The sequence below is a fragment of the Lentibacter algarum genome (genome assembly GCF_018860975.1).
Lineage (GTDB): Bacteria > Pseudomonadota > Alphaproteobacteria > Rhodobacterales > Rhodobacteraceae > Lentibacter > Lentibacter algarum_A.
This window is the reverse complement of sequence record NZ_JAHKQI010000010.1, coordinates 295,552-321,601: the sequence shown is the minus strand read 5'-3', so window position 1 is coordinate 321,601 and position 26,050 is coordinate 295,552. Positions and strand designations below refer to the sequence as shown.

Sequence of the window (26,050 nt, the reverse complement as noted above, 5' to 3'; positions counted from 1 at the left end):
GGGGGTGTGGGGGCTGGCCCCCACTCTGAAACATGAGTGACTGGCTGATCTCCTTAGAGGGCACTGAAGCTGGCCACACCCTCGCGCTCTTCCTTGCGCTCACAGCAGCGTTCCTGCACGCGGTCTTCGGCGCGCTCCAGAAGGGCCGCTACGACCCGTGGCTCACCCGCGGCGCGATTGACGGCTCCTATGCAATCATCATCGCCCCCGTAGCCCTGTTCGTCGTCCCTTGGCCCGAGCCACACCTCTGGCCGATCCTTGCAGGCGCCTTCTTTATTCATGCAGGCTATAAACTGCTGCAAAGCTGGGCCTACACCAAAGGCGCCTATACCGTGGTTTACCCCGTTGTGCGCGGCACGGGGCCGTTGTTCACCGTCATCGGCGCCTACTTCATCTTTGGCGAACGCTTCAATGCCACGCAATGGGCCGGTGTTGCCACGCTTCTCGTTGGTATCTACGGCCTCGCCGCCTACAATCTGCGCACCATCACCTCCGAGCGCGACACGCTCAGCATAGCGCTCTGGCTGGCCGTTGCCACAGGCCTCACCGTGGCGCTCTACACAACGTGGGACGCTTACGGCATCCGCGCCACGCAAAACCCTTTCACCTTTCTCGCGTGGTTCTTTCTCATCGACGGCCTGCTCTTTCCCTGCATCGCCTACGCCCGCTACCAGCGCATGAGCGACAAGCCCGCCGTCGGCCCGCTCATGCAGCGCGGCGTCATCGGGGCGTTCATCGCTTTTGCCAGCTTCGGCTCGGTTATGCTTGCGACACGGCTTGATAAAGTCGGTGAAGCCGCCATCTTGAGAGAAACATCCGTGGTCTTTGCCGCCCTAATCGGTTGGCTTGCCCTCAAAGAAACGGTAGGACCGCGCAGAATAGCCCTGATGACACTGATCGCCGCAGGGGCGGTGATCGTCGAGATGGGTGGATAGGAGCAAACATGGCCGACAAACGAGAGATCAACCCGATGCTGAAGTTCGGCCTCGAAATCGGGCCTGTCATCCTGTTTTTTATCGCCTATGTGAAACTCAAAAGCGAAGTGTTTACCATCGCGGGCACCGAGTATTCCGGCTTTATCCTTGTCACCGCGATGTTCGTGCCGCTGATGATCATCACCACATTGATCCTCTGGAAGCTCACCGGCCACCTCTCCAAAATGCAGATCATGACACTTTTGCTAGTGGTGGTCTTCGGAGGCCTCACCGTGTGGCTCAATGATCCCAAGTTCATCAAGATGAAACCAACCATCCTCTACCTCTTCTTTGGCGGAGCACTCGGCGTCGGGCTTTTGCGTGGGCAGTCATACTTGCGCCATGTCATGGAAGGCATGATGCCTCTGCAAGACGAAGGCTGGATGATCCTCACCCGCCGCTTGATGGTGTTTTTCTTTGCCCTGGCGCTCACCAATGAACTCATCTGGCGGACACTGTCCGAGCAAGCCTGGGTCAATTTCAAAACATTCGGCCTCACAGCCGCCCTGTTTGCCTTCTTCATGAGCCAAACTAAGCTGTTTGCTAAATACTCTACCGAAGGCGAAACCGACAAAAGCTAGTGATTTGAAGGCGCGACTGTGACGTAAGCTCTTTGCTTACCGACACTTCAGGCGGGCTGGGTGTCGTCTTGCCGTGCATCTTCTTCAAGAGCCACGCCTTTCTCGCGCAGTTCCGCCCGTATCGACTTAACAAAGTCCTCAATTCCACCTTCGGGAAAGACATCCTCAAGCAACCGCGTGCTGGAAAATACTTGCGCTTCTGTTTCTTCGCAGGTCTCCCAAACATCTACTTCTTTGGTCTGCTCCCATTGCCAGATATCTTGTGCCGTGCGCTCTGACGATTGTTCCTTAACAATGACGGCATGTAGCGTCAGGTCAGAGACAGCCTCTTCAACGCGCATCAGCTTTGAGGGGTCAGGGCCGCCGGTGTCATCGGTCGCTACATTGTCTTCGTGGAAAACGGCGCTATCACTGTCAAGCCGAGCCAAAATAAACCAGTCACCCGCCTTGAGCGGCTGGCTCTGGCTGGTGCCGTTTGGCAGAAAGTAGGTCAGCGTGTTGTGATAGGGCAGGCCGTCCCATGTCCACTTGTCGTCCCAAGGGCGTTTGCGCGCAGAGGGCGGGCGCGCTGTCGCGTATGGCTCCCAATTTGCGAAGGCCAGTTCGGGAAACAGCGTTTCTATCTCGCGCAGTAAGTGATGGGTTTGTGTGTGGTAGGCCGCAATAAGGCGGTAAGCGCGCCGCACGTCTGCCAATGTGGTTTTCCAGTTGTGATCATTTGTCATCAGGCTCTCCTTTTTGACAGCATTGCAAGGCTCTGTTCAACCGTGGCAAGCGGTTTCATATCTTCGAGTTGTTTCGGCCTAATGACGTGGTGATAGCCAAATAGCCCAAGGGCCTTAGTCATGTCGCCAAGAATTCGCCGCTCTTGCGGGGTGGCGGGCTTGGTTGTGGCGCAGGCCTTGGCAAGATCCTTCCAATCGCACATTTCAAACGACACGTTCTCGACATTGGCTTCCTGGACAAGCGGGTGCGCTTTGACGGCCTCAAGCATGTCTTTTTGCCATTGCTCGCCTTTGCTGATGCCATCAATCGCAAGGTAGACAACGTGATCTGCAGCGGTCAGGTCTTCAGACAGAAGCTGAGCATAGGCCGAAAGCTGCACTGCCCATTGCTCGCTACTTTGTCCGTTGCCGGCAAACTTTGACTCAACGATCACATGAAAGCGTTGCGCCGGGTCGCCAAGGTCAAACTGCAGAAAAACGTCCGGTTCAACGCCCATTGTGCGGGCCTTGTGTGGCCACATTGGCCAAAACTCAAGTTCAGCAAGCTCGGCCATGCGAAACGTGTCACCATGCCCGCCCATCGCAGCCCTCAGGAGCGCCCAAGCCGTCGGGCCGGAGAGATAGGCCAACCGCTCAAAGAGCGTTGCGGTGATCAGATCTTCGCTGCCTTTGAAGATATCGCGCCAGCGCACTGAATCCTCGCTTGAGTGCAGACGCCCCGCCTTGCTTGAAAGGATCGCGTGTAACATAAAACTCCTGCGGTGTTTGGCTTGGGCATCAAGACCATAGCCACCAGATGTTGACAACAAGGGGCTGGCTCTTTTTGTGAGGCGCAGCCATGTGGCTCGCCCTGCGGTGATCTGCTGCTTGACGTATCGTCGCGAGAGTCGTATCCAGCCGTTAGTGGCGATTTGTTACCGGATTGCGGGCCACTTAAAATAATCTGCTAAAAGGTCGGGTGAAGGGGCTCCTTCGGCTTGGCCGACGGGGCTTTTTTATTGGCGGAGGATACCATGCCAAAGAAGTTCACCAAAGCGACACAGCTCGTCCACGGCGGCACGCGCCGCTCTCAGTATGGCGAAGTCAGCGAAGCGATGTTTCTCACGCAGGGCTTTGTCTACGCAACCGCAGAAGAGGCCGAGCAGCGGTTTATCAAATCAGGCGATGACGAGTTCATCTATGCGCGCTACGGCAACCCGACAGTGCGGATGTTTGAAGATCGCCTCTCGCAATACCTCGGATATGAAGACGGTTTTGCCTGCGCTTCTGGCATGGCGGCAGTCAACGGCGCGCTCACAGCCCTGCTCAAAGCCGGTGACAAGGTGGTCGCCTCGCGCGCGCTTTTCGGCTCCTGCCTCTACGTGCTGGAAGACATCCTCGGCCGCTTTGGCGTTGGCATCACCTTGGTTGACGGCACCGACAACGCGGCATGGGATGCAGCCATAAGTGACGACACAACGCTGGTCTTCCTTGAGAGCATCTCAAACCCGACACTTGAGGTGATCGACTTGCGCCATGTCTGCGACACCGCGCACAAACACGGTGCATTGGTGCTGGTTGATGACGCAATGGCAACGCCTGTGTTCAGCTATGCCCATGCCTGCGGTGCCGATCTGGCGATCATTTCAACCACCAAACATGTTGACGGCCAAGGCCGGATGCTCGGCGGGCTTATCTGCGGCTCAAAGGAGCTCATCCGTGGCCCCATCGAAACCTATATCAAACACACAGGCGGTGCGATGAGCCCGTTCACCGCTTGGACTCACCTTAAAGCGCTAGAGACGATGGAGCTGCGTGTGCGCGCTCAGGCGGCTGCCGCACATAAAATATGTGAAACGCTGCAAGGCCACGCAAAACTCACCGCCGCAGTGTACCCGACGCATAAAGCGCACCCGCAATATTCTGTGGCCAAGTCCCAGTCCGAAGCTGGCGGCACGGTGCTGACGATCGAGGTCAAAGGCGGGCAGGCGGCTTGTTTCAAGTTCCTCAACGCGCTCGAAGTTGCGACAATCTCCAACAACTTCGCCGATGCCAAAACCATCGCCACACATCCGGCGACGACAACCCACCAGCGCCTGCCGCAAGAGCAAAAGGACATGCTCGGTATAACAGACGGCCTCGTGCGTTTCTCGGTCGGGCTGGAAAGCGTGGACGACATCATCGCCGACATCAAACAAGCCCTCGACGCAGTATAGACAGATGGATTTCTGGATCAGAGATGCAGGCCCCGCCGACACGGGTGCCTTGGCCACGGTGTTCTTTACCTCCGTTCGTGAGGCCGCCCTGCGCTATGGCGAGGCCGAGCGCGCCGCATGGGCGCCCGAGCAGCCCGATGCCACAACTTACGCCAAGCGCCTTGAGGGCTTGGATGTGGTGCTCGCCGAAAGCGCCGGAAAGGTGCTCGGCTTCATGGGGCTTACACCCGAGGGCTACCTTGACCTCGCCTTCGTGATGCCAGAAGCGCAAGGCAAGGGCGTGTCGTCAGCGCTCTATGCTGTGCTAGAAAGCCGCGCTCTCGCCATGGGCTTTCCTAGGCTGACAACTCACGCCAGCCTCATGGCGCGCAGTTTTTTTGAGCGCCAAGGCTGGCAAGTCGATCACGCTGAAAGCGTTGCCCGCGATAACGAAAAACTGCGCCGTTTTGCCATGAGCAAACAGCTCGCAGTGGCTAAGCCCATGTCTGCTCAATGAGCAGAGACGAGCGGCTTCTTGTTTGAGAGATGACGCGCGATCAGAGCTTTTTGCAGCTTCCCTGACGGGATGTAGCAGGCAGGCTCGGGTATAAATCCGGCCTGCTTAATCTCGGGAAAGATGGTCGATATCTCCGAGCGCGCCTCGGGGCTCATTGTTTTAAGGGCTTCTGGCCCGATAAAGAAACTCTCGGTTGGTGCGCCTTCGGCGATGATGACTTCATGACAATCAAACAGCAGGTGAAAATACTCAACTGCGCATGCTTCGGGTTCAACAAACACACCGTGCAGCGCCGTTAGCTTAACAGCCGCTACAAGGGCATCAGATTGGCCAAACATACGTTTGCACACCGGTGACGACACCAGCATGCGATGTTGCCGAGACACCAGCAGATCGCGCTTGGGCATGCCATTGCCCAAAGCACCAGCCACAATTCTCACAGGGGCGAGTTTCGGATTACTGCTGACTTCATCTCCAGACACCTTACGGCTCATCGGAATGCGCAGGGATTTGAATGTGCCGTTGGCAGTCAAAACGCGACTTCCTGCGCGCAGGTTTTCAACGGGGGTAGGGCCTTGGTCTGTTTCGATCAGGGTTCCGCGCACAAAACAGGAGATGGTGGTATAGGGCGTCGGCGTTGTGGTGTGGCTCTGGTAGCTTCCCAAGGTCGCGCCAACCGTAAATGCCGAGCCGGGGCCAGGGATGAAATACCAGCTCCCGCCTGTGTTGATAAAGTAGAATGTCTCAACATGAGGATCACCATTGGTGTCCGTGAACGCCACGTCAATGTCATAGGGCGAGCCAGAGGTCGCGCCAAAGGCCCCGCCGTTAATGCTCGCTGTTTCGTTGGAGTCAGTGCCACCATCAAGGTTGGCGTCGTCATCGTCGATCACCAAGCTAACAGAGGTGTTATAGGTGGCGTTGTAGCCATATTGCGACCAGTTAAAGGCCGTATAGGTGTATTGCGCCATACCTTACGTCCTCCCCACAGTCAGAGAACTGTGGCGCTGCACAGGGATCATTGTGATCATTGGGGTCATGCTGGGGGCGTCTGTGGGTGCAACAGGTCTTGGCCCGAAGCGGATTGTGGCCTGCGCATCACTGCCAAACCGTGTAAAACATAACTTTGCTGGTCGGAAAAAACCGCTCTTACTAAACATCACTACTGCCTCTGTCGCGCCCGGGCTTTGCGCCCGTGACTTTTATTGCAACGATGTTAACACGAAAACGGCCGAACCGCAGAAACAAATTGTCAGGGTGGTGGCGGGCGATGTTTCCTGACCACACTCGCGAATTTGTGTCATGAACGCGCGCTGCTGTTAACCTAATCAAGCTGAGGAATGCGTCTCAAAACTGTCAGCACGCATTATGCACTGTGGTATGCACTGCAGTATGCACGCAAGTCACATGCGAGGGGCTCGCAACTGACGGCTGTTAACCATACCGTGCGCTTGGTTAATATTTCACGCTCTTTGTTGGCAATTTCAGCGCGTTGCGCCTACATTCTGATCTAAGTTAGCAAGAGGGGCCAAGCCCATGAACAAGCCGATTGATGACATCCAGCCAGCGCCTGATCGTGCCGAAGCCGAGGCTTCGCTTGCGCGGCTGCGTGCGTGGGCTGTTGCAGCCACGCCTGAGGAGGTTGCCGACCTTGACCCACTGGTGGCACGGCTGTTGCCTGCCGGAGAAGTGTCAAATTATCCTGCTCTTGCAAGGGCTTATCCGGATGAGTTCGAGATTGACGACGCTTACAAAGCCACGTTGCCCGACTTGCAGAACGGCCCTTCCAGCCTGATCAAAGGCGCACCGAGGGTTATTCAACATGTCGGGATATCCAACTTTCGCTTACCTGTGCGCTTTCGCACCCGTGACGCCGCCGACCTCACCCTTGAGACATCTGTGACGGGCTCGGTGAGTCTGGAAGCGGGCAAAAAAGGTATTAACATGTCGCGCATCATGCGCAGTTTTTACGGGCATTCCGAGGAAATCTTCTCTTTTGAGGTCATTGAGGCGGCTCTGGACGACTACAAAGCCGATCTCGAAAGCTTTGATGCACGCATCCAGATGCGATTCTCTTTTCCTATGAAAGTCAGTAGCTTACGCTCGGGTTTGGCGGGCTATCAATACTATGATATTGCTCTGGAACTGGTCGAAACAGCCGGAAAACGCCGCAAAATCATTCATCTCGACTATGTCTACTCTTCGACCTGCCCATGCTCGCTCGAACTCTCCGAACACGCCCGCCAAACCCGCGGTCAATTGGCCACGCCACACTCGCAGCGCTCGGTTGTGCGGATATCAGCAGAGGTGAAGGACGGAGAAAATTGTCTTTGGTTTGAAGACCTTATCGAAATGTGCCGGGTCGCGGTTCCGACAGAAACGCAAGTGATGGTGAAGCGTGAAGACGAACAGGCCTTCGCCGAACTCAACGCGGCCAATCCGATCTTTGTGGAAGACGCCGCGAGGCTTTTTGCCCAACAATTAGAACGCGATAGCCGTGTCGGAGACTTCCGAATCATCGCCAGCCACCAAGAAAGCCTGCACAGCCATGACGCCGTCAGCGTGCTGACCGAAGGGTCATTGTTTGAGAGCGAAAGCCTTGATCCCAAACTGTTTTCTTCGTTGTTTCACGTTGGTTGAATGGAAATCATGTATTAAGAGACCTGCGTTTCAAGGAATGCCGCTATGCAGCATTAACATTGGTAAAGTCACCATTGCTGACCTATCTTGAGTTCAAAGGGACGTAACAAGATACACAAAGGAAGAAAGCACAATGGCAATTGTTCTCTCATCAGCAACCGTAGCAAACAACCACCCCGGTATTTTCGCGTCTATTGTGACATGGCTCACAAAAGTGGCAGAAGCCCAAGCGCAACCATTGCGCAACGAAATCGAAATGCTCCACGCGAAGTCAGACAACGAACTTGCAGCTCTTGGCATCAAACGTGACCAGATCGAAGTTCACGTCGTTCAGCGCCGTTCATTCGTATAAGCGTTTCAATTATCTACAAAAAAAAGGCGCGACCAGTTCGGTTCGCGCCTTTTTTGCTGCATGCTGCCTTGACAGGCTAAGCCCCAAAGGCCAAGCCTTCGCAATGTTTGATTTGCGTCCTGTTGGATATGTAATCGGTCTGCTAGTTGCCATACTCGGGCTAACGATGCTTGCGCCGCTTGTGCTCGATTTTGTCGAAGGCAACGGCCATTGGACCGTATTCGCCGAGAGTTCGGTGATTACCATACTGGTGGGCGGCCTTGTTGCCCTTTCGTGTCAGAACGGTGTGCGCGAGGGGTTAAGCATTCAGCAAACCTTCCTCCTAACCACAAGCGTCTGGCTGGCTTTGCCATTGTTTGCGGCCTTTCCATTCGTGTTTGGCGCCTCGCAACTAAGCTATGTTGACGCCTTCTTTGAGGCGATGTCAGGCATGACAACGACCGGCGCGACGGTGCTTACCGGGCTTGATGAACTGCCCAAGGGAATACTGCTGTGGCGCGCGATACTCCAGTGGCTCGGCGGTATCGGTATCATCGTTGTGGCTATGGTTTTTTTGCCAGAGCTTCGTGTCGGTGGCATGCAGATATTCAAGGCCGAGGCCTTTGATACCTTCGGGAAAATTCTTCCAAGGGCGACGCAAATTGCTTCTCAGATTTCGGGTATCTACGCTACGGTTACGATCGCGTGTGTAGTGACTTACTATGTGTTGGGTATGAACGGGTTTGATGCGATCACCCATGCTTTCACAACGGTGTCGACAGGGGGGATGGCAAATTACGATGCGAGTTTCGGAACCTTTTCGGGGCCCCATGAATACGCTGCCAGTGTGTTCATGGTTTTGTCGGCGTTGCCGTTTGTAAGGTATGTTCAAGTGCTCAACGGAAACCTGAGCGCCCCTTTTCTTGATGTTCAGGTCCGCGGCTTTTTCTATACATTGACCGTTCTAGTGCTTCTTACAAGCATCGTGCTGACGCAGATATTCCCGCACCATTGGGAGCAAGCATTCCGCGAAGCTTTGTTCAACATCACGTCAATCATCAGCGGCACAGGATACTCCAGCGTTGACTACATGCACTGGGGGCCGTTTTTGATCACGTTGTTCTTTTTCACCGGTTTGGTCGGCGGTTGTGCGGGTTCGACAGCCTGCTCGATCAAGATTTTCCGATTTCAGCTTTTGTTTGCGTCAGTGCGCACGCAAATTAACAAAATCAAGTCGCCGCACGGTGTGTTCACCCCGAAATATGGAGGGCGACCGATCGGGGAGGATGTTCTTAGCTCGGTTATGGCGTTTTTCGTGTTCTTTATCGTTACACTCGGGGTCATTTCCATACTGCTGTCGTTTACCGGCCTAGACTTCATGACGTCCGTCTCTGGGGCAGCCGCTACACTGGCAAACATTGGCCCGGGACTGGGCGAGATTATCGGTCCGTCAGGTAACTATGCGGGGCTGAATGATGCGGCCAAGTGGATCTTGATAGCGTCGATGCTCATTGGACGCCTTGAGCTTCTTGTGGTCTACGCGCTGTTTATGCCGGTGTTCTGGCGCGGTTGATACAGGAAGGCCCGCGCGGAGCGGGCCGGCCACTTTTCACTCCCAGCAGCTAACCAGAACAGTCACAGCCATTGCTTCGTCGGTCAGGTCTTCAGCGGCGATTGGTGTGTTTCGGTCTTGTGATGTGGCTGTCAGGCCTGCTGCCGCGGCGGCCGAAATGATTGTATCGGTGTCGATTGCGAAGCTAACCTGTTCAGGCAACTTTTTGTCGCCCTCAGGTGCGGGCAATAGCATGCCTAAAACAGCACCAGCGTCATCAAATACCGGCCCGCCAGCATCGCCAGGAAGGGCGTTCAACGCGAGACGTTTGAGCACCGGTTCGCCTGCTAGGCCTTTGATGTCGGTGAGGCGCCCGAATGTCAGCGTTGGCCCACCAAGGATACCCTCATACGAGAACCCGGAGACGGCGATTTCTGATTGCAAGCGCGGTGCGGAGGCACGCAGTGTCGCAACCAGAGCAGGGCTCAATGCTTCTTTGGGGCGCAGAATTGCCACGCCGTCTTTCTCGGCCAGAACTTCTGCTTCATATTCGTCATCAACCGTGATGCGGCCACAGGCGGCAACGGCTTGCGATGTTGTCGCGATGTGCCCCGAGGCGTCGATGAAGAACCCTGAACGCGCCAGCTTAGGTCGGCGGATTTCCAGGCCTGAGACGAGGTCGATGTCTTGCTCATCGCTGCCAGCTGCAGGGCTCATGGCGCCGATGGTGCGGTTGAAGGATGCACGCATCTCGTTCAGTAAGCGGCGGCGGCGTTCTTCATCACCTGCAGGCCAGATCAGCGTGAAGCCTTTGATCTCGCCGTCTTCAAGACTGGCCTCGCTATAGGAGATGAAGTCAGCGCCTTCTCCGACCAAAGTGAAGCTGTTTTTACGGCGCTCTCGTGGTCCGGTATCAGGAACGATCTCAAGGGTTTGCATGATGTCGTAGAGCCCATATAGCGTGTCTTGATCACCTGCCTGGCTGATCATCAAAACGCGTGCGTCAATGTCACCAGAGCTGTCAAAATGCACGAAGGGTGGGCTGTATTTGCTGAAGTCGACCACAGCAGTTGGCATCATCATTTCAATGCCGGCGGTGTCGTTACGCACCAGTTTCATACCAAGATCAGCGAGAATAGCGTTATACTGACTGAGCAGCTCGGCACGTTGCTTGGTTGTCAAAATGCCGGTTTTGACGTGGTTGTTAGCGTCTTGCCATTGCGCCATAGAATTGCGGGTACCTCGGCCATAAGCGCCGTCAATAGCGGCATTGTAGAAGCCGGCCCATGCCAGGGCAGTTTGTAACTTCATGCGCTCTTCGCGGGTCAGCTCACGTTCGGATGCACGCGCCTCGCTCGGGGATTCGTCCGGTTCGGCGATTTGTGGTTCGGGTGTGGTCACAACGGTTTCTTGCGCAGCTTGCTGTGTTTCCTCGGCTGGCGCGGTTGCTTCCTGATCGGGCCCTTCGGTTGTCTGTGGCGTCACGGCACTTGGAAGGCTCAGCAAGTTGGCGCCGAGTGGCCAAAACTGCTGACGAAAGCTGGAAGAATATGCAATATAGCTGTCACGCGGGATTTGTCCCTCGCTGCGATAAACACGTAGAACTTCACGCGCATCGTCAGGCAGATAAGGCCCGAGCGCTACGCCATACCAACCGCCTCCGAGCGCAAATCCGTTCACATCTGGCAGGGTCGCTGAAAAAGCGCGCGCGCGCTCTTGAGCGCGGCTCAAGCTTGGTTGCGCTTCGATCTGTATCCATACAGGGTCTTGGGTTGTGCTTTGAGCAAAAGCCGCGCGGGTCGTTAAGACCGCGATCAAGAAAATCGAATAAGCCAGCCGTTTCATCTAAATATGCATCCTTGCCTCAAGCACCACCATCGGCGCATTTTGAGCCGTTTTATCAAATTATATTCTGAGGTCACCCAAATAACGCGTGATCAGCTAGAAATGCTCGTTTTTTGCACGAGATTGCGTCCTCTGATCCGTGGTTTGATTGACCTGCACGTTTGGGAGGCATAGGTAGGGCGCGAACGTGGTGTGAGCGACAGATAGGGCGACGAGATGGCCGATAAACCAACCAAACCGAGAAGCTTTCAGGAGATCATTCTGAGGCTTCAGGCCTACTGGGCAGTGAAAGGCTGTGCGGTGTTGCAACCCTATGACATGGAAGTCGGGGCGGGCACCTTTCACCCGGCGACGACTTTGCGCTCGTTGGGCTCGGTGCCCTGGGCCGCGGCCTATGTGCAGCCCTCGCGCCGCCCCACTGACGGGCGCTATGGCGAGAACCCAAACCGGCTGCAGCATTACTATCAGTTTCAAGTCTTGATCAAACCAAGCCCACCTGACTTACAGGCGCTTTACCTTGGTTCGCTTGAGGCCATCGGCATTGATATGGACATGCACGACATCCGGTTTGTCGAGGATGATTGGGAAAGCCCGACGCTTGGCGCCTGGGGCCTTGGTTGGGAAGTTTGGTGTGACGGCATGGAAGTCAGTCAGTTCACGTACTTTCAGCAAGTTGGCGGTCATGATTGTCACCCTGTTTCCGGCGAACTCACCTATGGGCTCGAGCGTCTGGCGATGTATGTTCTGGGCGTCGATCATGTGATGGACATGCCATACAATGACCCGCAAACACCGATTGCACTGACATACGGTGATGTTTTCCGCCAGACAGAACAGGAATACAGCCGTTGGAACTTTGATGTTGCAGATACATCGGTTTTGCTACGGCACTTTGAAGAGGCCGAAGCCGAGTGTCAGAACATTCTGGCACAGGAAGCAGATGACCCCAAAACCGGCAAACGTATCATCATGGTGCATCCGGCTTATGATCAATGTATCAAGGCATCGCACTTGTTTAACTTGCTAGACGCCCGCGGCGTTATCTCGGTGACCGAACGGCAGGCCTATATTGGCCGTGTGCGCGCATTGTCAAAAATGTGTGCCGATGCATTCGTGCAAACTGAAGCCGGAGGCCAAGTGGCATGAGCCACGCACTTGCCAAATTACGCGTTGAGGCCCGCGCTATGATCCGGAAACTGACTGGAGAAAAAGCCCGTGCGCGCGCTCGGGCCGATGCCGGATTCGAGGCGGCGCTGGCTACACTCAAGGCCGGTGACCTTGCAATCGATCTTGGTGCAAATGCGGGTATCTTTACCGAAAAGATGGCCGCCACCGGAGCTGATGTCATCGCCTTCGAGCCCGACCCGCATGCGTTTGAAACGCTCTCAAAACGGGTGGGCGGGTTGAAGAACGTCAGACTTATTAATGCCGCTGCGGCCGAAACCAGTGGTGTGATGAAGCTCTACAGGCACGTAAACTTCGCAGATGCGCCTGAAAGGCATAGCACCGGATCAAGCCTTGTTGCAGGCAAGGCGCGCACCAGCGAGGCTATGACTGTAGAAGTTGAGGTCGTTGATTTTCCGGCCTTCCTGCTGGAGACATCTCGCCCTGTAGCACTGCTGAAAGTTGACATCGAGGGCGCAGAAGTTGCTCTTATCGAAACGCTGCTGGCATCACCTGCTGGCGCGCTCGTCCAGAAGATGTTCGTCGAGACACATGAGCGGGTTCTCCCGCAACTGGCGGCCCGGACCCGCGCGCTTAAGCAGCAAACGCGGGGCTCGATAGCACCTGAAATCAACTGGGACTGGCGCTGATGGTTTCTCGCATACTTGTATTGGGGATAGTGATGGTTTCTTTGCTCACGGGCTTCGCGATCTACTATTTGCAGGTGTACGCCTATTACGAGGACGTGATCGCAAATGGCGAGACAGACGTTGAACTCGTTTCACTTGCAAGTGGTGAGCCCGAGCCGATCCTGTATGACGGTTTTGAAGCCATTGATGCAACCAGTTCGCCGATACGGTATCGCGCCTGTTTCAAGACAGAACAGAGTATCGCGCTCATCACCGAAACCTACGAAACTTACGAAGGCGCCGAACCGCTCGTTGCTCCACGCTGGTTTGATTGTTTCGATGCCGTGGAAATTGGTGAAGCCATAGATGACGGCACAGCGTTTGCCTTTCTCGGTCAGCGAAACATCGAGTATGGCATTGACCGTGTTGTGGCTATCATGCCTGATGGTCGCGGTTTCGCATGGCACCAGATTAATGAATGTGGGAAAGTCGTCTTTGACGGCCTCCCGGTGCCGGAAGGCTGCCCACCCAAACCCTGACCGCACAAACTTGACTTAAGAAAGCTCTCGAAGATGCCCAATCTGCTAATCGAACTCTTTTCAGAAGAAATTCCGGCGCGCATACAAGCGCATGCTGCCAGGGATTTGCAAAGCCTTGTCACCAATGGCTTGGTTGATGCGGGCCCGACCTATGCAGGTGCCAAGGCCGCAAAATAACGATGGCGCAGCGTAACAATTAGGCCTGTGCCGACTAAGGAAAATATCTCATGCCCAATCTACTGATTGAACTGTTTTCAGAAGAAATTCCCGCGCGGATGCAATCGCGTGCGGCACAAGATTTGCAAAAGCGCATGACGGACGGCCTTGTCGAAGCGGGCCTGACCTATGCAGGCGCTAAGGCCTTCTCGACCCCGCGGCGTTTGGCTTTGGCTGTTGATGGTCTGCTGGCTGAAAGCCCGACCGTGCGGGAAGAACGAAAAGGGCCTAAAGTCGGTGCCCCAGAGCAAGCGATTGAAGGATTCTTGCGTGGAGCGGGTCTATCACGAGATGCGCTGGAGGAACGTGAAACACCAAAGGGCCCTGTCTATTTCGCGCTGATAGAAAAAGCCGGACGCCCAGCCGCCGAGATCGTTGCACAGGTGCTTGAGGACGTTATCCGCAACTTCCCTTGGCCTAAAGCGATGCGTTGGGGCAGCGGAAGCCTGCGCTGGGTGCGGCCATTGCACTCGATCTTGTGCATACTGGAAGATGAATCTGGCACAGTTGTTGTCCCGTTGGATATCGACGGCATCATGGTTTCGGACAACACCGAGGGGCACCGTTTCATGAGTTCGGGCCGCTTCTCAGTCAGTTCGTTTGAGGATTATGAGGCAAAACTCAAGCGCGCCTCAGTTGTGTTGTCGTCTGACGAACGGGCTGACCATATCTGGGAGGACGCGAGCAATCAGGCTTTCGCCGCCGGGCTTGAACTGGTCGAAGATCGCGGGCTTTTGTCCGAGGTCGCAGGGCTTGTTGAGTGGCCAGTCGTATTGATGGGTAAGATCGACGAAGCCTTCTTGGAATTGCCACCGGAGGTGTTGCAAACCTCGATGAAAGAGCATCAGAAGTTTTTCTCGGTGAAGAACGCGAAATCGGGCCGTATCGAGCGGTTCGTGACAGTTGCCAACCGTGAAACTGCCGATCAGGGCGCTACGATCCTTGCCGGCAACCAAAAGGTGCTTTTTGCGCGGTTGTCGGACGCAAAGTTTTTCTGGGAGAACGATCTGCGGATTGCAAAAGCAGGTATGTCCGAGTGGACGGACAAACTAGAAAGCGTAACATTTCACAACAAGCTCGGCAGTCAGGCGGCGCGTATCGCACGTATTGCTGCGCTGGCGCGTGATATCGCACCGCTGGTTGGAGCCGATGCTGCTTTGGCCGAGCAGGCAGCTCAAGTCGCCAAGGCGGATTTGAGTTCTGAAATGGTCTATGAGTTTCCGGAACTCCAAGGCCTTATGGGCCGCTATTATGCTGCGGCCGCCGGCTTGCCTGACGATGTCGCGGTTGCGTGTGAAGAGCACTATTCTCCGCTCGGGCCTTCTGATGACGTGCCAAGCAACCCTGTGTCAGTGGCAGTTGCTCTGGCCGACAAGATCGACACTCTAACCGGTTTCTGGGCAATAGATGAAAAGCCGACAGGCTCGAAAGACCCGTTTGCGCTTCGTCGCGCGGCGCTGGGCGTGATCAGGCTGGTGCTGGCAAACGGGCTTTCGCTCAAGCTTGATCGCTTTCTTGATGCGCAACTGATGCGTCACAAAATCGCGCTCAACCAAAGTGATGCCGCAGACGACGAAATCGACACCCTTGAAGAAATATTGCAGGAAATTGCCAAACACGGTGTGTTCAAGGCGGCTTACCGAGCAGTGCTTGATACACGGGCGGGCGGCAAAGTAACTGAGTTGATCGGCGAGGAGCTTCCTGACAACTCTGTTGATCTGCTGAAGTTCTTCCATGACCGCCTTAAAGTGCACCTGCGTGACGAGGGTATTCGCCACGATGTGATTGATGCCTGCCTCGCCAAAGAGGGAAGCGACGATCTTGCAAAGGTTGTTGCACGGGCTGAGGCCTTGGGGGAGTTTCTGGCAACGGATGATGGGGAAAACCTCATTCAAGGCTTTAAGCGGGCAAATAACATCTTGTCACAAGCTGAAGAGAAAGACGGTGTCGAATACAGTTTTGGTGCTGATATCAAGCTTGCCGAAACCGATGAAGAGCGGACGTTGTTCGAGGCGCTCGACACCGCTGACACAGCGATTGCTCCGGCGCTTGAACAAAGCGATTTTGGTGCCGCGATGGCCGCGATGGCTGGGCTTCGTGCGCCTGTAGACGCCTTCTTTGAAGCGGTTCAGGTAAATGCTGAGAACGAGATCGTGAGGCGCAACCGTCTCAACTTGTTGAGCCGCATTCGGAGTGTTTGTGCAACTGTGGCAGATCTTTCACACATCGAAGGCTGAGTAGAACAGGCCGCAATCAACGGAAAGCTTGCCATCGCCGGAAAGTTGAGCTTAATCTGCCGCAGTGCAGAAAAAAGTAACAGATATCATGCTGATCACCGCATCAGGCAACCTGGCCACCAATACACATGGTGGTCGGGCAAAATGCTTGCAGCGGTTGCTGCGGCTTGAACTGCCAGTGCCCAAAACCGTAGCACTTTCGTTTGATGCTGTTCACGAAATCGCAGCCGGTCAAATGCCGGATATGCGGGCAATTCTTGAACCGTTCGGGGAGGCCCCGCTGTTGTGTGTGCGCCCGTCTTCGGAAGACCCGGATTGGGGCGGGCCAGGGGCTGTTCTGAACATTGGTATGAACGATGCCCGATATATAGAACTCAGCGAGAAGCTCGGTAAAGGGGCGGCCGCTCAGGTGTATCTGCGGTTTGTTCAGGCCTATGCGATGCATGTTGCACGGCTTGATCCTGACCTTTTCGAGGACATTGAAGCCAGCGGCCAAGAAGGCTTGTCCGAAGCACTGCGAGTCTATGAAGACGAGGCGGAAGAGCCGTTCCCGCAAGATCCTGAAGTGCAGCTAACAGGTGTTTTACGCTCGATGGCTCGCGCTTGGGAAGGTACGACAGCCCGCTTGTTAAGGCAGGCCAAGGGCGCACCAGCCGATGCAGGTTTGGGCCTCGTTGTTCAAGCGATGGTGTTCGGAGTCGGCAACGGCGAGGGGCAAAGCGGCTCTGGCGTGATTCAGCTGGCGAGTTCGCTTACAGGTGCACCACAAATCACCGGGCGTTACTTGTCTCAAAGCCAGGGGCGCGACGCTTTGCAAGAAGGCGCACAGTCGCTCTATCTTGAAGCCGACGAACGCGGCCCTTCGCTGGAAGAACTTGCGCCACAGGCGTTTTCCGAGCTGAAAACCCATACGGCTTTGATGCGTAGAAAGTTGCGTGAAGAGATGCAGGCCGAATTCGCGTTAGAAAACGGCAAGGTGCATTTGCTTGATGGAATGCGAATTACACGAAACGCTCAGGCAGCGGTGCGAATTGCTGTTTCGCTTGCCAAAGACAAAATTATTTCTCGCGAAGAAGCTTTGATGCGGATTGAACCGCGCGCTTTGAATGAAATGCTGCACCGGCAAGTTGATCCGGAAGCTGAGCGTGATAGTCTGACTGCCGCTGTTGCAGCCAGCCCCGGAGCCGCGACAGGGAGGATCGTCTTTTCCTCCAACGAAGCGCAAGCCAGTGCCGCGCGAGGAGAGGCCTGCGTATTGGTGCGTCGGGAAACATCCTCAGAGGATGTTCGCGGTATGCATGCTGCTGCCGCAGTGTTGACAGAGCGTGGCGGTATGACTAGCCACGCTGCGGTGATCGGGCGGGGGCTTGGCCTGCCTTGTGTCGTTGGCGCGTCGGGATTGTCGTTCAACATGCGAAAAAAGAGCATTACCGCACCTGACGGACGTGTGTTTCGCGCGGGTGACACGATCACGATTGATGGCACATCCGGTGAAGTGCTTGCCGGTGAACCCAAGATGCTGGAAGCCGCTCATGACGACTCGTTTCGGGAATTGATGGACTGGGCCGATGACGTGCGTGACATCGACATACGAGCCAATGCAGACACCCCCAAAGACGCCGCGACCGCGCGTAATTTTGGTGCCGAGGGCATTGGGCTGTGCCGCACTGAACATATGTTCTTTGAGGCTGATAGGCTGACACCGATGCGCGAAATGATCTTTGCTGATCGAGCTGAAGATCGCCGTGAAGCGCTCGAAAGGCTGTTGCCAATGCAGCGCGCCGATTTCACAGAGCTATTTCAGATCATGCAAGGGAAGTCGGTCTGCATTCGCTTGCTTGATCCGCCCTTGCACGAGTTCTTGCCGCACGACAAAGCTGGCCATCGTGAACTTGCAGAAGCGCTTGATCTGCCGCTTTCTGACGTGACACGGCGAGTCGAGGCTCTCGGCGAGTACAACCCGATGCTGGGTATGCGCGGCGTGCGTCTGGGCGTGACTGTCCCTGAGATCTATGACATGCAGGCGCGGGCGATATTTGAAGCGACAATTGAAGCCAGCCGTGAGGGCGAGCCGATTGTTCCCGAAATAATGATACCACTGGTTTCGGCCAAACGCGAAGTCGAGCTGGTTCAATCGCGCGTAGATGCTGTCGCGGCTGCTGTTCGCACAGAAACCGGAGTTGCGTTTGAGTACCGCCTTGGCGTTATGGTTGAGACCCCGCGCGCCGCGCTGCGGGCGGCTGATATTGCGCCGCATGTGTCCTTTCTCAGTTTCGGCACCAATGATTTGACGCAAATGACCTACGGTCTTTCACGCGACGACGCGGGGCGCTTCATGTCGGAATACGTCAGGCTTGGTGTTTTCCCTGAAGATCCGTTTCATACGCTAGACACTGAGGGGGTTGGCGAGTTTCTAGAAATTGGCGCCTCACGTGGGCGAAAAGCTAAACCTGAACTGACATTGTCAATTTGCGGGGAGCACGGAGGCAACCCTGAGTCGATCGCGTTTTGCCGCAATGTAGGTTTTAACTATGTTTCCTGCTCCCCATTTCGGGTTCCTGTTGCGCGTTTGGCTGCGGCGCAGCTCGCTTTGCTCGACAAGATAGGGTAGTGCATTGTTACGCAGCCGCAAGATACTGATCTTTCCAGATAGAACGGCGTAAATTCGCCACATGTTTGGCCCCGCAGCCGTTTGCGTAACTTGCTCAAAAGCCTCTAACGCCATAAATACAGCCGACTGAAGGCCACATCGTTCGTGGCAGCCTTGGAGAGTCTGGATATATGATACGGTTACTTGTTGCGCTGCTTTTGGGGGTGTCGATCAGCAACTCTGCAGCCGCAGACGCCAGTATTCGTAAGCTCTTTGACAAGGAGCATCGCGCACTTGAGGCGATTCCGCAGAGCCATCTTGCGAGTCTGATGAACAAATCGAAAGAGGCACGTAAATCGGCCTCCGGTGTAACTTACTCAAATGCTTGGTTGGCTAAGCAGCCAAAACCGCGCGGCGGCAAAGAGTGGCGTTGCCTTGCAGAGGCTCTCTATTTTGAAGCTCGTGGTGAAAGCGTAAAAGGCCAGTTTGCGGTAGCCGAGGTTATCATGAACCGCGTGTCGAGCAAACGCTACCCCAATAGCGTGTGTGGTGTCATCAACCAGGGCACCGGGCGGAAACATGCATGTCAGTTTAGCTACACTTGTGATGGAAGAGCTGAAGTTATCGCTGAGCCGAAGTCATTTGAAAGCGTGGGAAAGATTGCCAAAATCATGGTGAGTGGCGCCAAGAGACCTTTGACAAAAGGTGCAACACACTACCACACGAAGGCTGTAAACCCGAGATGGGCGCGAAAGTTCCCGCGCACAGCGACGATCGGGTTTCACCACTTTTACAAACAGCCTACACGCCTGTAAGACATCTCCTTGCCGCCTTTGAACTGCAAAGTGGCGGAGGAAGAGATGTGAGCTTGTGCGCGAGCTTGTATAGCACAAACGTGCGAACCGAAGGAAAGTGGGCTGATGAGCGAAATTAGACAGGCATTCGAGCACCCTGACGAGCGCTCTCGCGCAACATCCCATGATGGGCCTCTCGACCGCATTTCCTTGCGTGATCATACTGTAGATGTCGAAATTGGTGCATTTCAGGCGGAGCGCGGCACCACCCAGCGGATTTGCTTCAATGTCGTTGTAGAAGTGCGGCCTCTTGCCGGACAAGTCGACGATGATGTTGACCGGATACTGTCGTATGACAAGGTGACGGAGGCAATTGCGGATGCGCTTGCGGAAGAGCGATTGAACCTTTTGGAAACCCTGGCCGAGCGGATTGCCGAGCGTATCCTGTGGGAGCCGCAGGCTGAGCGGGTTTTTGTGCGCATCGAAAAACTTGATAGGGGCCCAGGTGCGCTCGGCGTGGAGATTGTTCGTGCATTGCCGGATGTGGTTGAGTCAGCAGGCACCGAAGAGCGCGTGCATCCGCAGATGGTTTATCTTTCAAATGCAGCGATTACTTCGGAGTTTGTAACAGGTTGGCTTGATCAACTGAGCGCGCAAGAAGCTCCTTTGTTGCTTTGCGTCGGAGCGCCGGATGTTAGTGCACCAAACTCGGCAGTTGGACAAGCGCAGCGCCGGATTGATCTGCTTTCACTCGAACAAAATGCTTGGGTTCTTGCCGGGCGTGACAAGCGATGCGTGGTTGTCCAAACACGAACCGAACTTGATTGGGCGATGAAAAACAACCAGATCAGCGTTTGGGCACCTTCAAAAATTGTGTTGGATTCTGTTGAAGGCCCGACCGTTGAAGAGACTGACGCGCTTGCGCTTGCTCTTTGGTTTGCAACTGAAATGGACGCCTTTGGCTTTCTTGCGATTGGTGCAGAAGTCGGGGCAGACGCGGTCGGATTTCCGGTTCGCAGCATCGACGTTGAGACTGATCGTATCTGACACTTGCGTTAGCAGGTTGAAATGCGTCAAGAATGCTTATGAGCCGTTATTATTATCGTCCACTAGTTCATACCGGATCTTTCCGCCCAGATAACGCCGCGCAATTGGCGGGTGGACCTTGTTGGTTTACACATGCTGAGGTGGTAAGCCGAACCAAGCGCGGGAGTTATATTCCTGTTGAGCGCTTGCCTGCGGATGTTTTGCAAAACCTGACAAGCCTGCGCCAACCACTTGGTGCCCTCAGCCTAGATGAAGCCCGCATTATGGGCATATTGAATGTAACGCCTGACAGCTTCTCCGATGGCGGCCGCTTTTCAGGGGCTGCACAGGCCTTGGCCTATGCTGAAAGGATGGTCGCTGATGGAGCGGACATCATCGATATTGGTGGCGAGAGCACACGTCCGGGCGCAACAGAAGTGCCCCACGAAGCCGAAATTGCGCGCACGGCACCGGTGATCGAAGCAATCCGTAGCAAACTTTCCACGCCGATTTCGATAGATACTCGCAAATGCACGGTCGCGAAGGCTGCAATCCAGCACGGCGCTGACATGGTTAATGATGTGTCTGGGTTCACTTTTGACGCTGATCTAGCGCAGCTTTGTGCGGAGAATGATGTGCCGGTGTTTGCAATGCATGCGCAAGGCGATCCGATGACGATGCAGAGAAACCCTGTTTACCGCGATGTCCTTCTCGACGTTTATGACTTTTTGGAAACACAACTAGCGATGCTGGAAAGCCTCGGCATTGATCGATCTCGCGTCGTGCTTGATCCTGGTATCGGGTTTGGCAAAACGCAAGCGCACAACCTGGCGCTCCTGAACGGCATGAGTGTCTTTCATGGGTTGGGGTGTGCGCTCCTGTTGGGTGTGTCGCGCAAGGGGTTTATTGGCAAGATTGGCCAAACCCCGTTGGCAAGAGACAGGGTTTCCGGCTCAGTCGCAGTCGGCCTTGCGGGGCTTGCACAAGGTGTGCAAATCTTGCGTGTTCACGATGTTGCCGAAACTAAACAGGCGATACGGCTTTGGCAGGCCGTTGCACGAGGAGAGTAGAATGACAAGAAAACTGTTTGGCACCGACGGTGTGCGCGGTACGGCTAACACGCACCCGATGACCGCTGAAATGGCGCTCAAGATTGGAGCGGCAGTAGGGCGGTACTTTCGTAAAGATCACTCGGCGGCGCACCGTGTTGTCATCGGTAAAGACACGCGGTTATCGGGCTATATGTTCGAAAGTGCCCTCACAGCGGGCCTAACGAGCACCGGCATGAATGTCTTACTGCTCGGCCCTGTTCCGACGCCTGCAGTTGGTTTGCTGACAACATCAATGCGAGCGGATCTTGGTGTGATGATTTCTGCGAGCCACAACCACGCCGCCGACAACGGTATTAAGTTCTTCGGGCCTGACGGTTTTAAGCTCTCCGATGAGGCCGAAATGGAAATCGAAGCCTTGGTTGCAAGCGGAGTAGAACCTGCGCAGGCGAGAAACATAGGCCGCGCCAAGCGTATTGATGACGGCCGGTTTCGCTATATCGAACGTGTGAAGTCTACTTTTCCGCAGGGCATGAGGCTTGAGGGCGTCAAGGTCGTGGTCGATTGCGCAAATGGGGCGGCATATAAGGCTGCGCCTGAAGTTCTGTGGGAGCTTGGAGCTGAAGTGGTTCCGATTGGTGTGGCACCTAACGGGCATAATATTAACGCTGACTGTGGGTCTACCAAGCCGCAGGTTGCCGCGGAAGCTGTTGTCGCACATGGAGCTGATGTGGGTATCTGCCTCGACGGAGATGCAGACCGTATTATCTTGATTGACGAGACTGGAACAGTCGCTGATGGCGATCAGATCATGGGGCTCTTGGCATCTCGTTGGGCCGAGGAAGAGCGGCTGGCGGGCAATGCACTTGTGGCGACGGTGATGTCAAACTTGGGGCTTGAACGCTTCCTACAGGGCAGGGGTATCGGATTAGAGCGGACTGGCGTCGGTGACCGCTACGTTGTCGAACGGATGCGAGGCGGTGGTTTTAACCTTGGCGGCGAGCAATCGGGGCATATTGTGATGACAGACCACGCCACAACCGGCGATGGGCTTATGGCAGGGCTGCAGTTTTTGGCTGAGATGGTGAGATCAGGTAAGCGCGCTTCCGAGTTGGCACATGTATTTGAACCCGTTCCGCAGTTGCTTAAGAACGTGCGCTATGAAGTCGGGCAAACCCCGTTAGAGGACGCCGCGGTGCTGGCCGAGATCGCTCGGGTTGAAGCTGATCTTGTCGGCAAAGGACGGCTATTGATCCGCAAATCCGGAACCGAGCCTTTGGTGCGTGTGATGGCAGAATGCGAAGATGAGGCGCTTTTGAACCTGTCGGTTGATGGGATTGTTAACGCTGTGACGGCCGCGCTTTAGGAGTTCCCAAACAATCTGCGAAGTGCGCCATATTGGCTTAGTGCCACGCCCGATAGTATCAAAACGAGCGCAAGCAATAGGCTTGCAGGCAGGGGCTCGCTGAGAAAGAACGCGCCAAGCACCACAGACCAGATCGGGACTTGGTAGTTTGTCAAACTCATGAAAACTGGCCCCGCCGAGCGGATAACGTAGACTCTCAGGTAAGTTGCCGCAGCTGTCGGGACGAGGCCGAGAAAGGCTACAATCATGAGCGTTCGGGTGTCAGGCATCTGAGGAGGCCCTTCAACAATGAGCGCGATTGGTATGACAAAGATTGTTCCGAAGACAAGCGGCACGGCAGCGAGACCTATGGTATCGATTGGTGGCAGACGGCGCATGACAACTGAACTAAGGGCATAGCAGCTCGCGGCACAAAGGCAGGCGAAGCGCCCCAAGCTTTCAAGCTCACTTCCCGAGCTCTCAAAGGCCTGCGCGCCAATCAAGAGAACAATGCCGGCAAAACCGACGAGAAAGCCGAGTGTCTTGCGCAATGTCATCTGTTCGCTGGGCACATAGAAGTGCGCGAGGGGCAAGACAATGAGTGCGACAGCCGCCATTGATACGCCCGCAAATCCAGATGTGACATGCTGTTGGCCCCAACTGAGAAACATAAAGGGAACCGCAGTGCTGAGAGCGCCAACGGTAGCAAGCCCACCCCATGAACGCGCGTCATCAAGCCAAATTTTGCGACCGAGTATCAGCCAAATTGCTGTCGTGAGAATTGCGGCAAAGCTGATCCGACCTGCCGCAAGCCAGAAGGGAGTTATGCCAACCAGCGCGAGTTTCATGATCAGGAATGTGCCGCCCCAAACGAACCCCAATATAACGATTGCGAGCCAACTTGTTCGGGTGATTTCTGGCATTGGATTGCTTCCTGTTTCGGTCTTTTGAACAAAAAGACCCCGACGCAAGGCCGGGGTCAATTCAGGAACATTTCGCTTCGGAGCGATCAGTTCTTTTCTTTGTCGACCATTTTACCGGCAGAAATCCAAGGCATCATGCCGCGAAGCTTGGCTCCTGTCTCTTCGATCATGTGCTCATCGTTTGCCCGGCGTGAAGCTTTCAGCGTTGGTTGGCCAACAGCGTTTTCAAGCATAAAGTCACGCACGAACTTACCTTGCTGGATGTCGGTCAGAACGTCTTTCATGCGCGCTTTGGTTTCGTCATACTTGATGATGCGCGGGCCAGTGACATACTGGCCGTATTCAGCCGTGTTCGAGATCGAGTAATCCATATTGGCGATGCCGCCTTCATAGATCAGATCAACGATCAACTTCACTTCGTGCAAGCATTCAAAGTAAGCCATCTCGGGCGCATACCCGCCTTCAACCAGCGTTTCGAAACCACAGCGGATGAGCTCAACCAGACCACCACAGAGAACCGCTTGTTCACCAAAGAGATCGGTTTCGCATTCTTCGCGGAAATTTGTTTCGATAATGCCTGAGCGGCCGCCGCCGATGGCAGAGCAGTAGCTCAAGCCGATTTCGAGCGCTTTGCCTGTAGCGTCATGGTCGACCGCAACAAGGCAAGGCACGCCGCCACCTTTTTGGTATTCACCGCGCACGGTGTGGCCAGGGCCTTTAGGGGCCATCATGATCACGTCTATGCCTTCTTTCGGCTCGATGAGGCCGAAGTGCACGTTCAGGCCGTGGGCGAATGCGATCGCGGCACCGGGTTTGATGTTATCGTGAACATACTTCTTGTATGTCTCTGCCTGAAGCTCATCCGGCATGGTGAACATGATCACATCACACCAAGCCGCAGCTTCTGCGATGCCCATAACTGTAAGGCCTTCACCTTCGGCTTTCTTTGCCGAGGCCGAACCTTCGCGTAGGGCAACAACAAGGTTCTTTGCGCCAGAATCGCGCAAGTTAAGCGCGTGGGCGTGGCCTTGTGAGCCATAGCCGAGAATCGCGACCTTTTTGTCTTTGATCAGGTTAATGTCGCAATCGCGATCGTAGTAAACACGCATCTTGGCGCTCCTTTTGATGTGTTCAATTTGTCTTGTCGTGAGAATACTATGATTGGCGGTGTTTGCTTTTCAAATCCCCTTGATTATGCGGTTCAACCGCAATATTTATTCGTCAATAATGATTATTGGGAAAAATTTATGCTTGATGACACGGATAGGCGTATTCTTCGCCAGATGCAGGCAGCGCCAGAGGTTGCTGTTGCAGAGCTTGCGAGTCGCAGCAATGTCAGTGCCGCAGTTTGCTGGCGTCGGATCGAGAAAATGCAAGCAAGCGGCGTTATCAAAGCTCAGGAAGCGCAGATCGACTGGGCAAAACTGGGCTATAGTGTCGAAGTGAGCCTACGGGTTACGTTGGACAAGACACAAAACAATGCCTTTGACGGTTTCATCATCGCGGCGCGTGAAGTATCCGAGGTTCTTGAAATTCAGACGTTCTTGGGGCGGGTCGATGTGCGTCTTTCGATCATTGCACGCGACATGGCGCATTATCAGCAAATTTACCGCAGTAAGATCCTGACCTTGCCGCATATCGCCGATATTGAGGCGCTGATGCATGTTGCCCGCATTAAGCAAGATGAGGTGCTCCCTGTATGATTGATCTGGACGACATGGATCGGGATATCATCCGTGCATTGATGCGCGATGCTACGCAGAGTGCCACAGTTATCGGGCAGGGACTCGGACTGTCGCAACCTGCGACATGGCGGCGCATCAATCGCCTCAAGCAGGCCGGAGTTCTGCGTGCAAACCGGCTTGTGCTCGACAAAGAAAAGCTTGGCTTTGGGGTTACAGTTTTCCTGGGTGTAAAACTGGCGATGAAAGGGCGTGTTAGTCTTGAAGACTTCGAGCGAGCAGTTTCCGCGATCCCGGAGGTTCAAACCATCGAGCATATTCTAGGTCTTTACGACTACCGGCTTAAAGTCGTCGCCCGAGACATTTCTGATTTTGAGAGAGTATTGCGCCGCCGGATCATGACATTGCCGGGCGCTGGCGAAGTTGAAGCAAATGTTTTGCTTAGCGAAGAGCGTTTGACCGGGCCGCTTTAGGGGTTTGCATCCTTGCTACAAGTCAGGCTAACTCGGTACAAACC

25 protein-coding genes and 1 riboswitch are annotated in these 26,050 nt (G+C 55.0%); of the genes, 19 read left to right on the top strand and 6 right to left on the bottom strand.

The window, feature by feature from the left end:
• Positions 1-32: 32 nt before the first annotated feature.
• Positions 33-935, top strand: a complete 903-nt coding sequence (locus tag KO498_RS16845) for a DMT family transporter (RefSeq protein ID WP_215961081.1) — start codon at positions 33-35, stop codon at positions 933-935.
• A gap of 8 nt (positions 936-943) precedes the next feature.
• Positions 944-1,555 (top strand): inner membrane-spanning protein YciB, encoded by a 612-nt coding sequence (locus KO498_RS16840; RefSeq protein ID WP_215961080.1) that lies wholly within the window; start codon positions 944-946, stop codon positions 1,553-1,555.
• 47 nt (positions 1,556-1,602) lie between these two features.
• Here KO498_RS16840 and KO498_RS16835 read toward each other — a convergent pair whose 3' ends face one another.
• Positions 1,603-2,280 (bottom strand): hypothetical protein, encoded by a 678-nt coding sequence (locus tag KO498_RS16835; protein WP_215961079.1) that lies wholly within the window; start codon positions 2,278-2,280, stop codon positions 1,603-1,605.
• The gene (locus KO498_RS16830) at positions 2,280-3,029 is read right to left on the bottom strand and encodes a hypothetical protein (protein ID WP_215961078.1); all 750 of its coding nucleotides are present in this window, start codon (positions 3,027-3,029) and stop codon (positions 2,280-2,282) included. Before KO498_RS16830 ends, KO498_RS16835 begins: the two co-directional genes overlap by 1 nt.
• A gap of 144 nt (positions 3,030-3,173) precedes the next feature.
• Positions 3,174-3,250: riboswitch (SAM riboswitch) on the top strand.
• Positions 3,251-3,293: 43 nt separating this feature from the next.
• On the opposite strand from KO498_RS16830, the gene KO498_RS16825 reads away from it, so the two are divergent.
• Together KO498_RS16825 and KO498_RS16820 are read left to right on the top strand one after the other, a co-directional pair.
• Positions 3,294-4,475: an aminotransferase class I/II-fold pyridoxal phosphate-dependent enzyme gene (locus KO498_RS16825; RefSeq protein ID WP_215961077.1), complete on the top strand. Its 1,182-nt coding sequence runs from the start codon at positions 3,294-3,296 to the stop codon at positions 4,473-4,475.
• A 4-nt stretch (positions 4,476-4,479) separates the two neighbouring features.
• Positions 4,480-4,971: a GNAT family N-acetyltransferase gene (locus KO498_RS16820; protein WP_215961076.1), complete on the top strand. Its 492-nt coding sequence runs from the start codon at positions 4,480-4,482 to the stop codon at positions 4,969-4,971.
• Here the strand turns inward: KO498_RS16820 and KO498_RS16815 are convergent.
• Complete coding sequence (locus tag KO498_RS16815; RefSeq protein WP_215961075.1) at positions 4,965-5,942, bottom strand: Hint domain-containing protein; 978 nt, start codon at positions 5,940-5,942, stop codon at positions 4,965-4,967. The two genes, KO498_RS16820 and KO498_RS16815, sit on opposite strands and share 7 nt — an antisense overlap.
• 565 nt (positions 5,943-6,507) lie before the next feature.
• Between KO498_RS16815 and folE2 the strand changes: the two genes are divergently transcribed.
• The 3 genes from folE2 (at position 6,508) to KO498_RS16800 (ending at position 9,515) form a co-directional block, all read left to right on the top strand.
• Positions 6,508-7,611: a GTP cyclohydrolase FolE2 gene (folE2, locus tag KO498_RS16810; protein ID WP_215961074.1), complete on the top strand. Its 1,104-nt coding sequence runs from the start codon at positions 6,508-6,510 to the stop codon at positions 7,609-7,611.
• Positions 7,612-7,744: 133 nt separating this feature from the next.
• Positions 7,745-7,963 (top strand): hypothetical protein, encoded by a 219-nt coding sequence (locus KO498_RS16805; RefSeq protein WP_215961073.1) that lies wholly within the window; start codon positions 7,745-7,747, stop codon positions 7,961-7,963.
• A 103-nt stretch (positions 7,964-8,066) separates the two neighbouring features.
• A complete protein-coding gene (locus KO498_RS16800; RefSeq protein WP_215961072.1) occupies positions 8,067-9,515 on the top strand; it encodes a TrkH family potassium uptake protein in 1,449 nt (482 codons plus the stop codon).
• Positions 9,516-9,551: 36 nt separating this feature from the next.
• On the opposite strand, the gene KO498_RS16795 is transcribed toward KO498_RS16800, so the two are convergent.
• Entirely contained in the window at positions 9,552-11,339 is a 1,788-nt protein-coding gene (locus KO498_RS16795) for a serine protease (protein WP_215961071.1), read from the bottom strand.
• Positions 11,340-11,555: 216 nt separating this feature from the next.
• Here KO498_RS16795 and KO498_RS16790 point away from each other — a divergent pair, with 216 nt between their 5' ends.
• The 10 genes from KO498_RS16790 (at position 11,556) to glmM (ending at position 22,949) form a co-directional block, all read left to right on the top strand.
• Positions 11,556-12,485, top strand: coding sequence for a glycine--tRNA ligase subunit alpha (locus KO498_RS16790; protein ID WP_215961070.1), 930 nt, complete (start codon positions 11,556-11,558; stop codon positions 12,483-12,485).
• Positions 12,482-13,153, top strand: coding sequence for an FkbM family methyltransferase (locus tag KO498_RS16785; protein WP_215961069.1), 672 nt, complete (start codon positions 12,482-12,484; stop codon positions 13,151-13,153). Before KO498_RS16790 ends, KO498_RS16785 begins: the two co-directional genes overlap by 4 nt.
• Positions 13,154-13,185: 32 nt before the next feature.
• Entirely contained in the window at positions 13,186-13,671 is a 486-nt protein-coding gene (locus KO498_RS16780; RefSeq protein ID WP_252731515.1) for a DUF6446 family protein, read from the top strand.
• Between the two features lie 33 nt (positions 13,672-13,704).
• On the top strand, positions 13,705-13,848 hold the full coding sequence (locus tag KO498_RS16775; RefSeq protein ID WP_215961067.1) for a glycine--tRNA ligase subunit beta: 144 nt from the start codon (positions 13,705-13,707) through the stop codon (positions 13,846-13,848).
• A 50-nt stretch (positions 13,849-13,898) separates the two neighbouring features.
• Positions 13,899-16,124 (top strand): glycine--tRNA ligase subunit beta, encoded by a 2,226-nt coding sequence (gene glyS / locus KO498_RS16770; RefSeq protein WP_215961066.1) that lies wholly within the window; start codon positions 13,899-13,901, stop codon positions 16,122-16,124.
• Between the two features lie 88 nt (positions 16,125-16,212).
• A complete protein-coding gene (gene ppdK, locus KO498_RS16765; RefSeq protein ID WP_215961065.1) occupies positions 16,213-18,735 on the top strand; it encodes a pyruvate, phosphate dikinase in 2,523 nt (840 codons plus the stop codon).
• 170 nt (positions 18,736-18,905) lie between these two features.
• Positions 18,906-19,529 carry a cell wall hydrolase gene (locus KO498_RS16760; protein WP_215961064.1) on the top strand — a complete coding sequence of 208 codons (624 nt, stop codon included), beginning with the start codon at positions 18,906-18,908 and terminating at the stop codon, positions 19,527-19,529.
• Positions 19,530-19,631: 102 nt separating this feature from the next.
• Positions 19,632-20,555, top strand: a complete 924-nt coding sequence (locus KO498_RS16755) for a dihydroneopterin aldolase (RefSeq protein ID WP_215961320.1) — start codon at positions 19,632-19,634, stop codon at positions 20,553-20,555.
• 38 nt (positions 20,556-20,593) lie between these two features.
• Positions 20,594-21,604, top strand: coding sequence for a dihydropteroate synthase (folP, locus tag KO498_RS16750; protein ID WP_215961063.1), 1,011 nt, complete (start codon positions 20,594-20,596; stop codon positions 21,602-21,604).
• Between the two features lies 1 nt (position 21,605).
• Positions 21,606-22,949: a phosphoglucosamine mutase gene (glmM, locus tag KO498_RS16745; RefSeq protein WP_215961062.1), complete on the top strand. Its 1,344-nt coding sequence runs from the start codon at positions 21,606-21,608 to the stop codon at positions 22,947-22,949.
• Here glmM and KO498_RS16740 read toward each other — a convergent pair.
• Complete coding sequence (locus tag KO498_RS16740; protein ID WP_215961061.1) at positions 22,946-23,851, bottom strand: DMT family transporter; 906 nt, start codon at positions 23,849-23,851, stop codon at positions 22,946-22,948. The genes glmM and KO498_RS16740 overlap by 4 nt on opposite strands.
• A gap of 86 nt (positions 23,852-23,937) precedes the next feature.
• The gene (ilvC, locus tag KO498_RS16735; RefSeq protein ID WP_354667683.1) at positions 23,938-24,987 is read right to left on the bottom strand and encodes a ketol-acid reductoisomerase; all 1,050 of its coding nucleotides are present in this window, start codon (positions 24,985-24,987) and stop codon (positions 23,938-23,940) included.
• Between the two features lie 111 nt (positions 24,988-25,098).
• On the opposite strand from ilvC, the gene KO498_RS16730 reads away from it, so the two are divergent.
• Together KO498_RS16730 and KO498_RS16725 are read left to right on the top strand one after the other, a co-directional pair.
• Entirely contained in the window at positions 25,099-25,554 is a 456-nt protein-coding gene (locus tag KO498_RS16730) for an Lrp/AsnC family transcriptional regulator (protein WP_215961319.1), read from the top strand.
• Entirely contained in the window at positions 25,551-26,006 is a 456-nt protein-coding gene (locus KO498_RS16725; protein ID WP_215961059.1) for an Lrp/AsnC family transcriptional regulator, read from the top strand. Before KO498_RS16730 ends, KO498_RS16725 begins: the two co-directional genes overlap by 4 nt.
• Positions 26,007-26,050 lie beyond the last annotated feature (44 nt).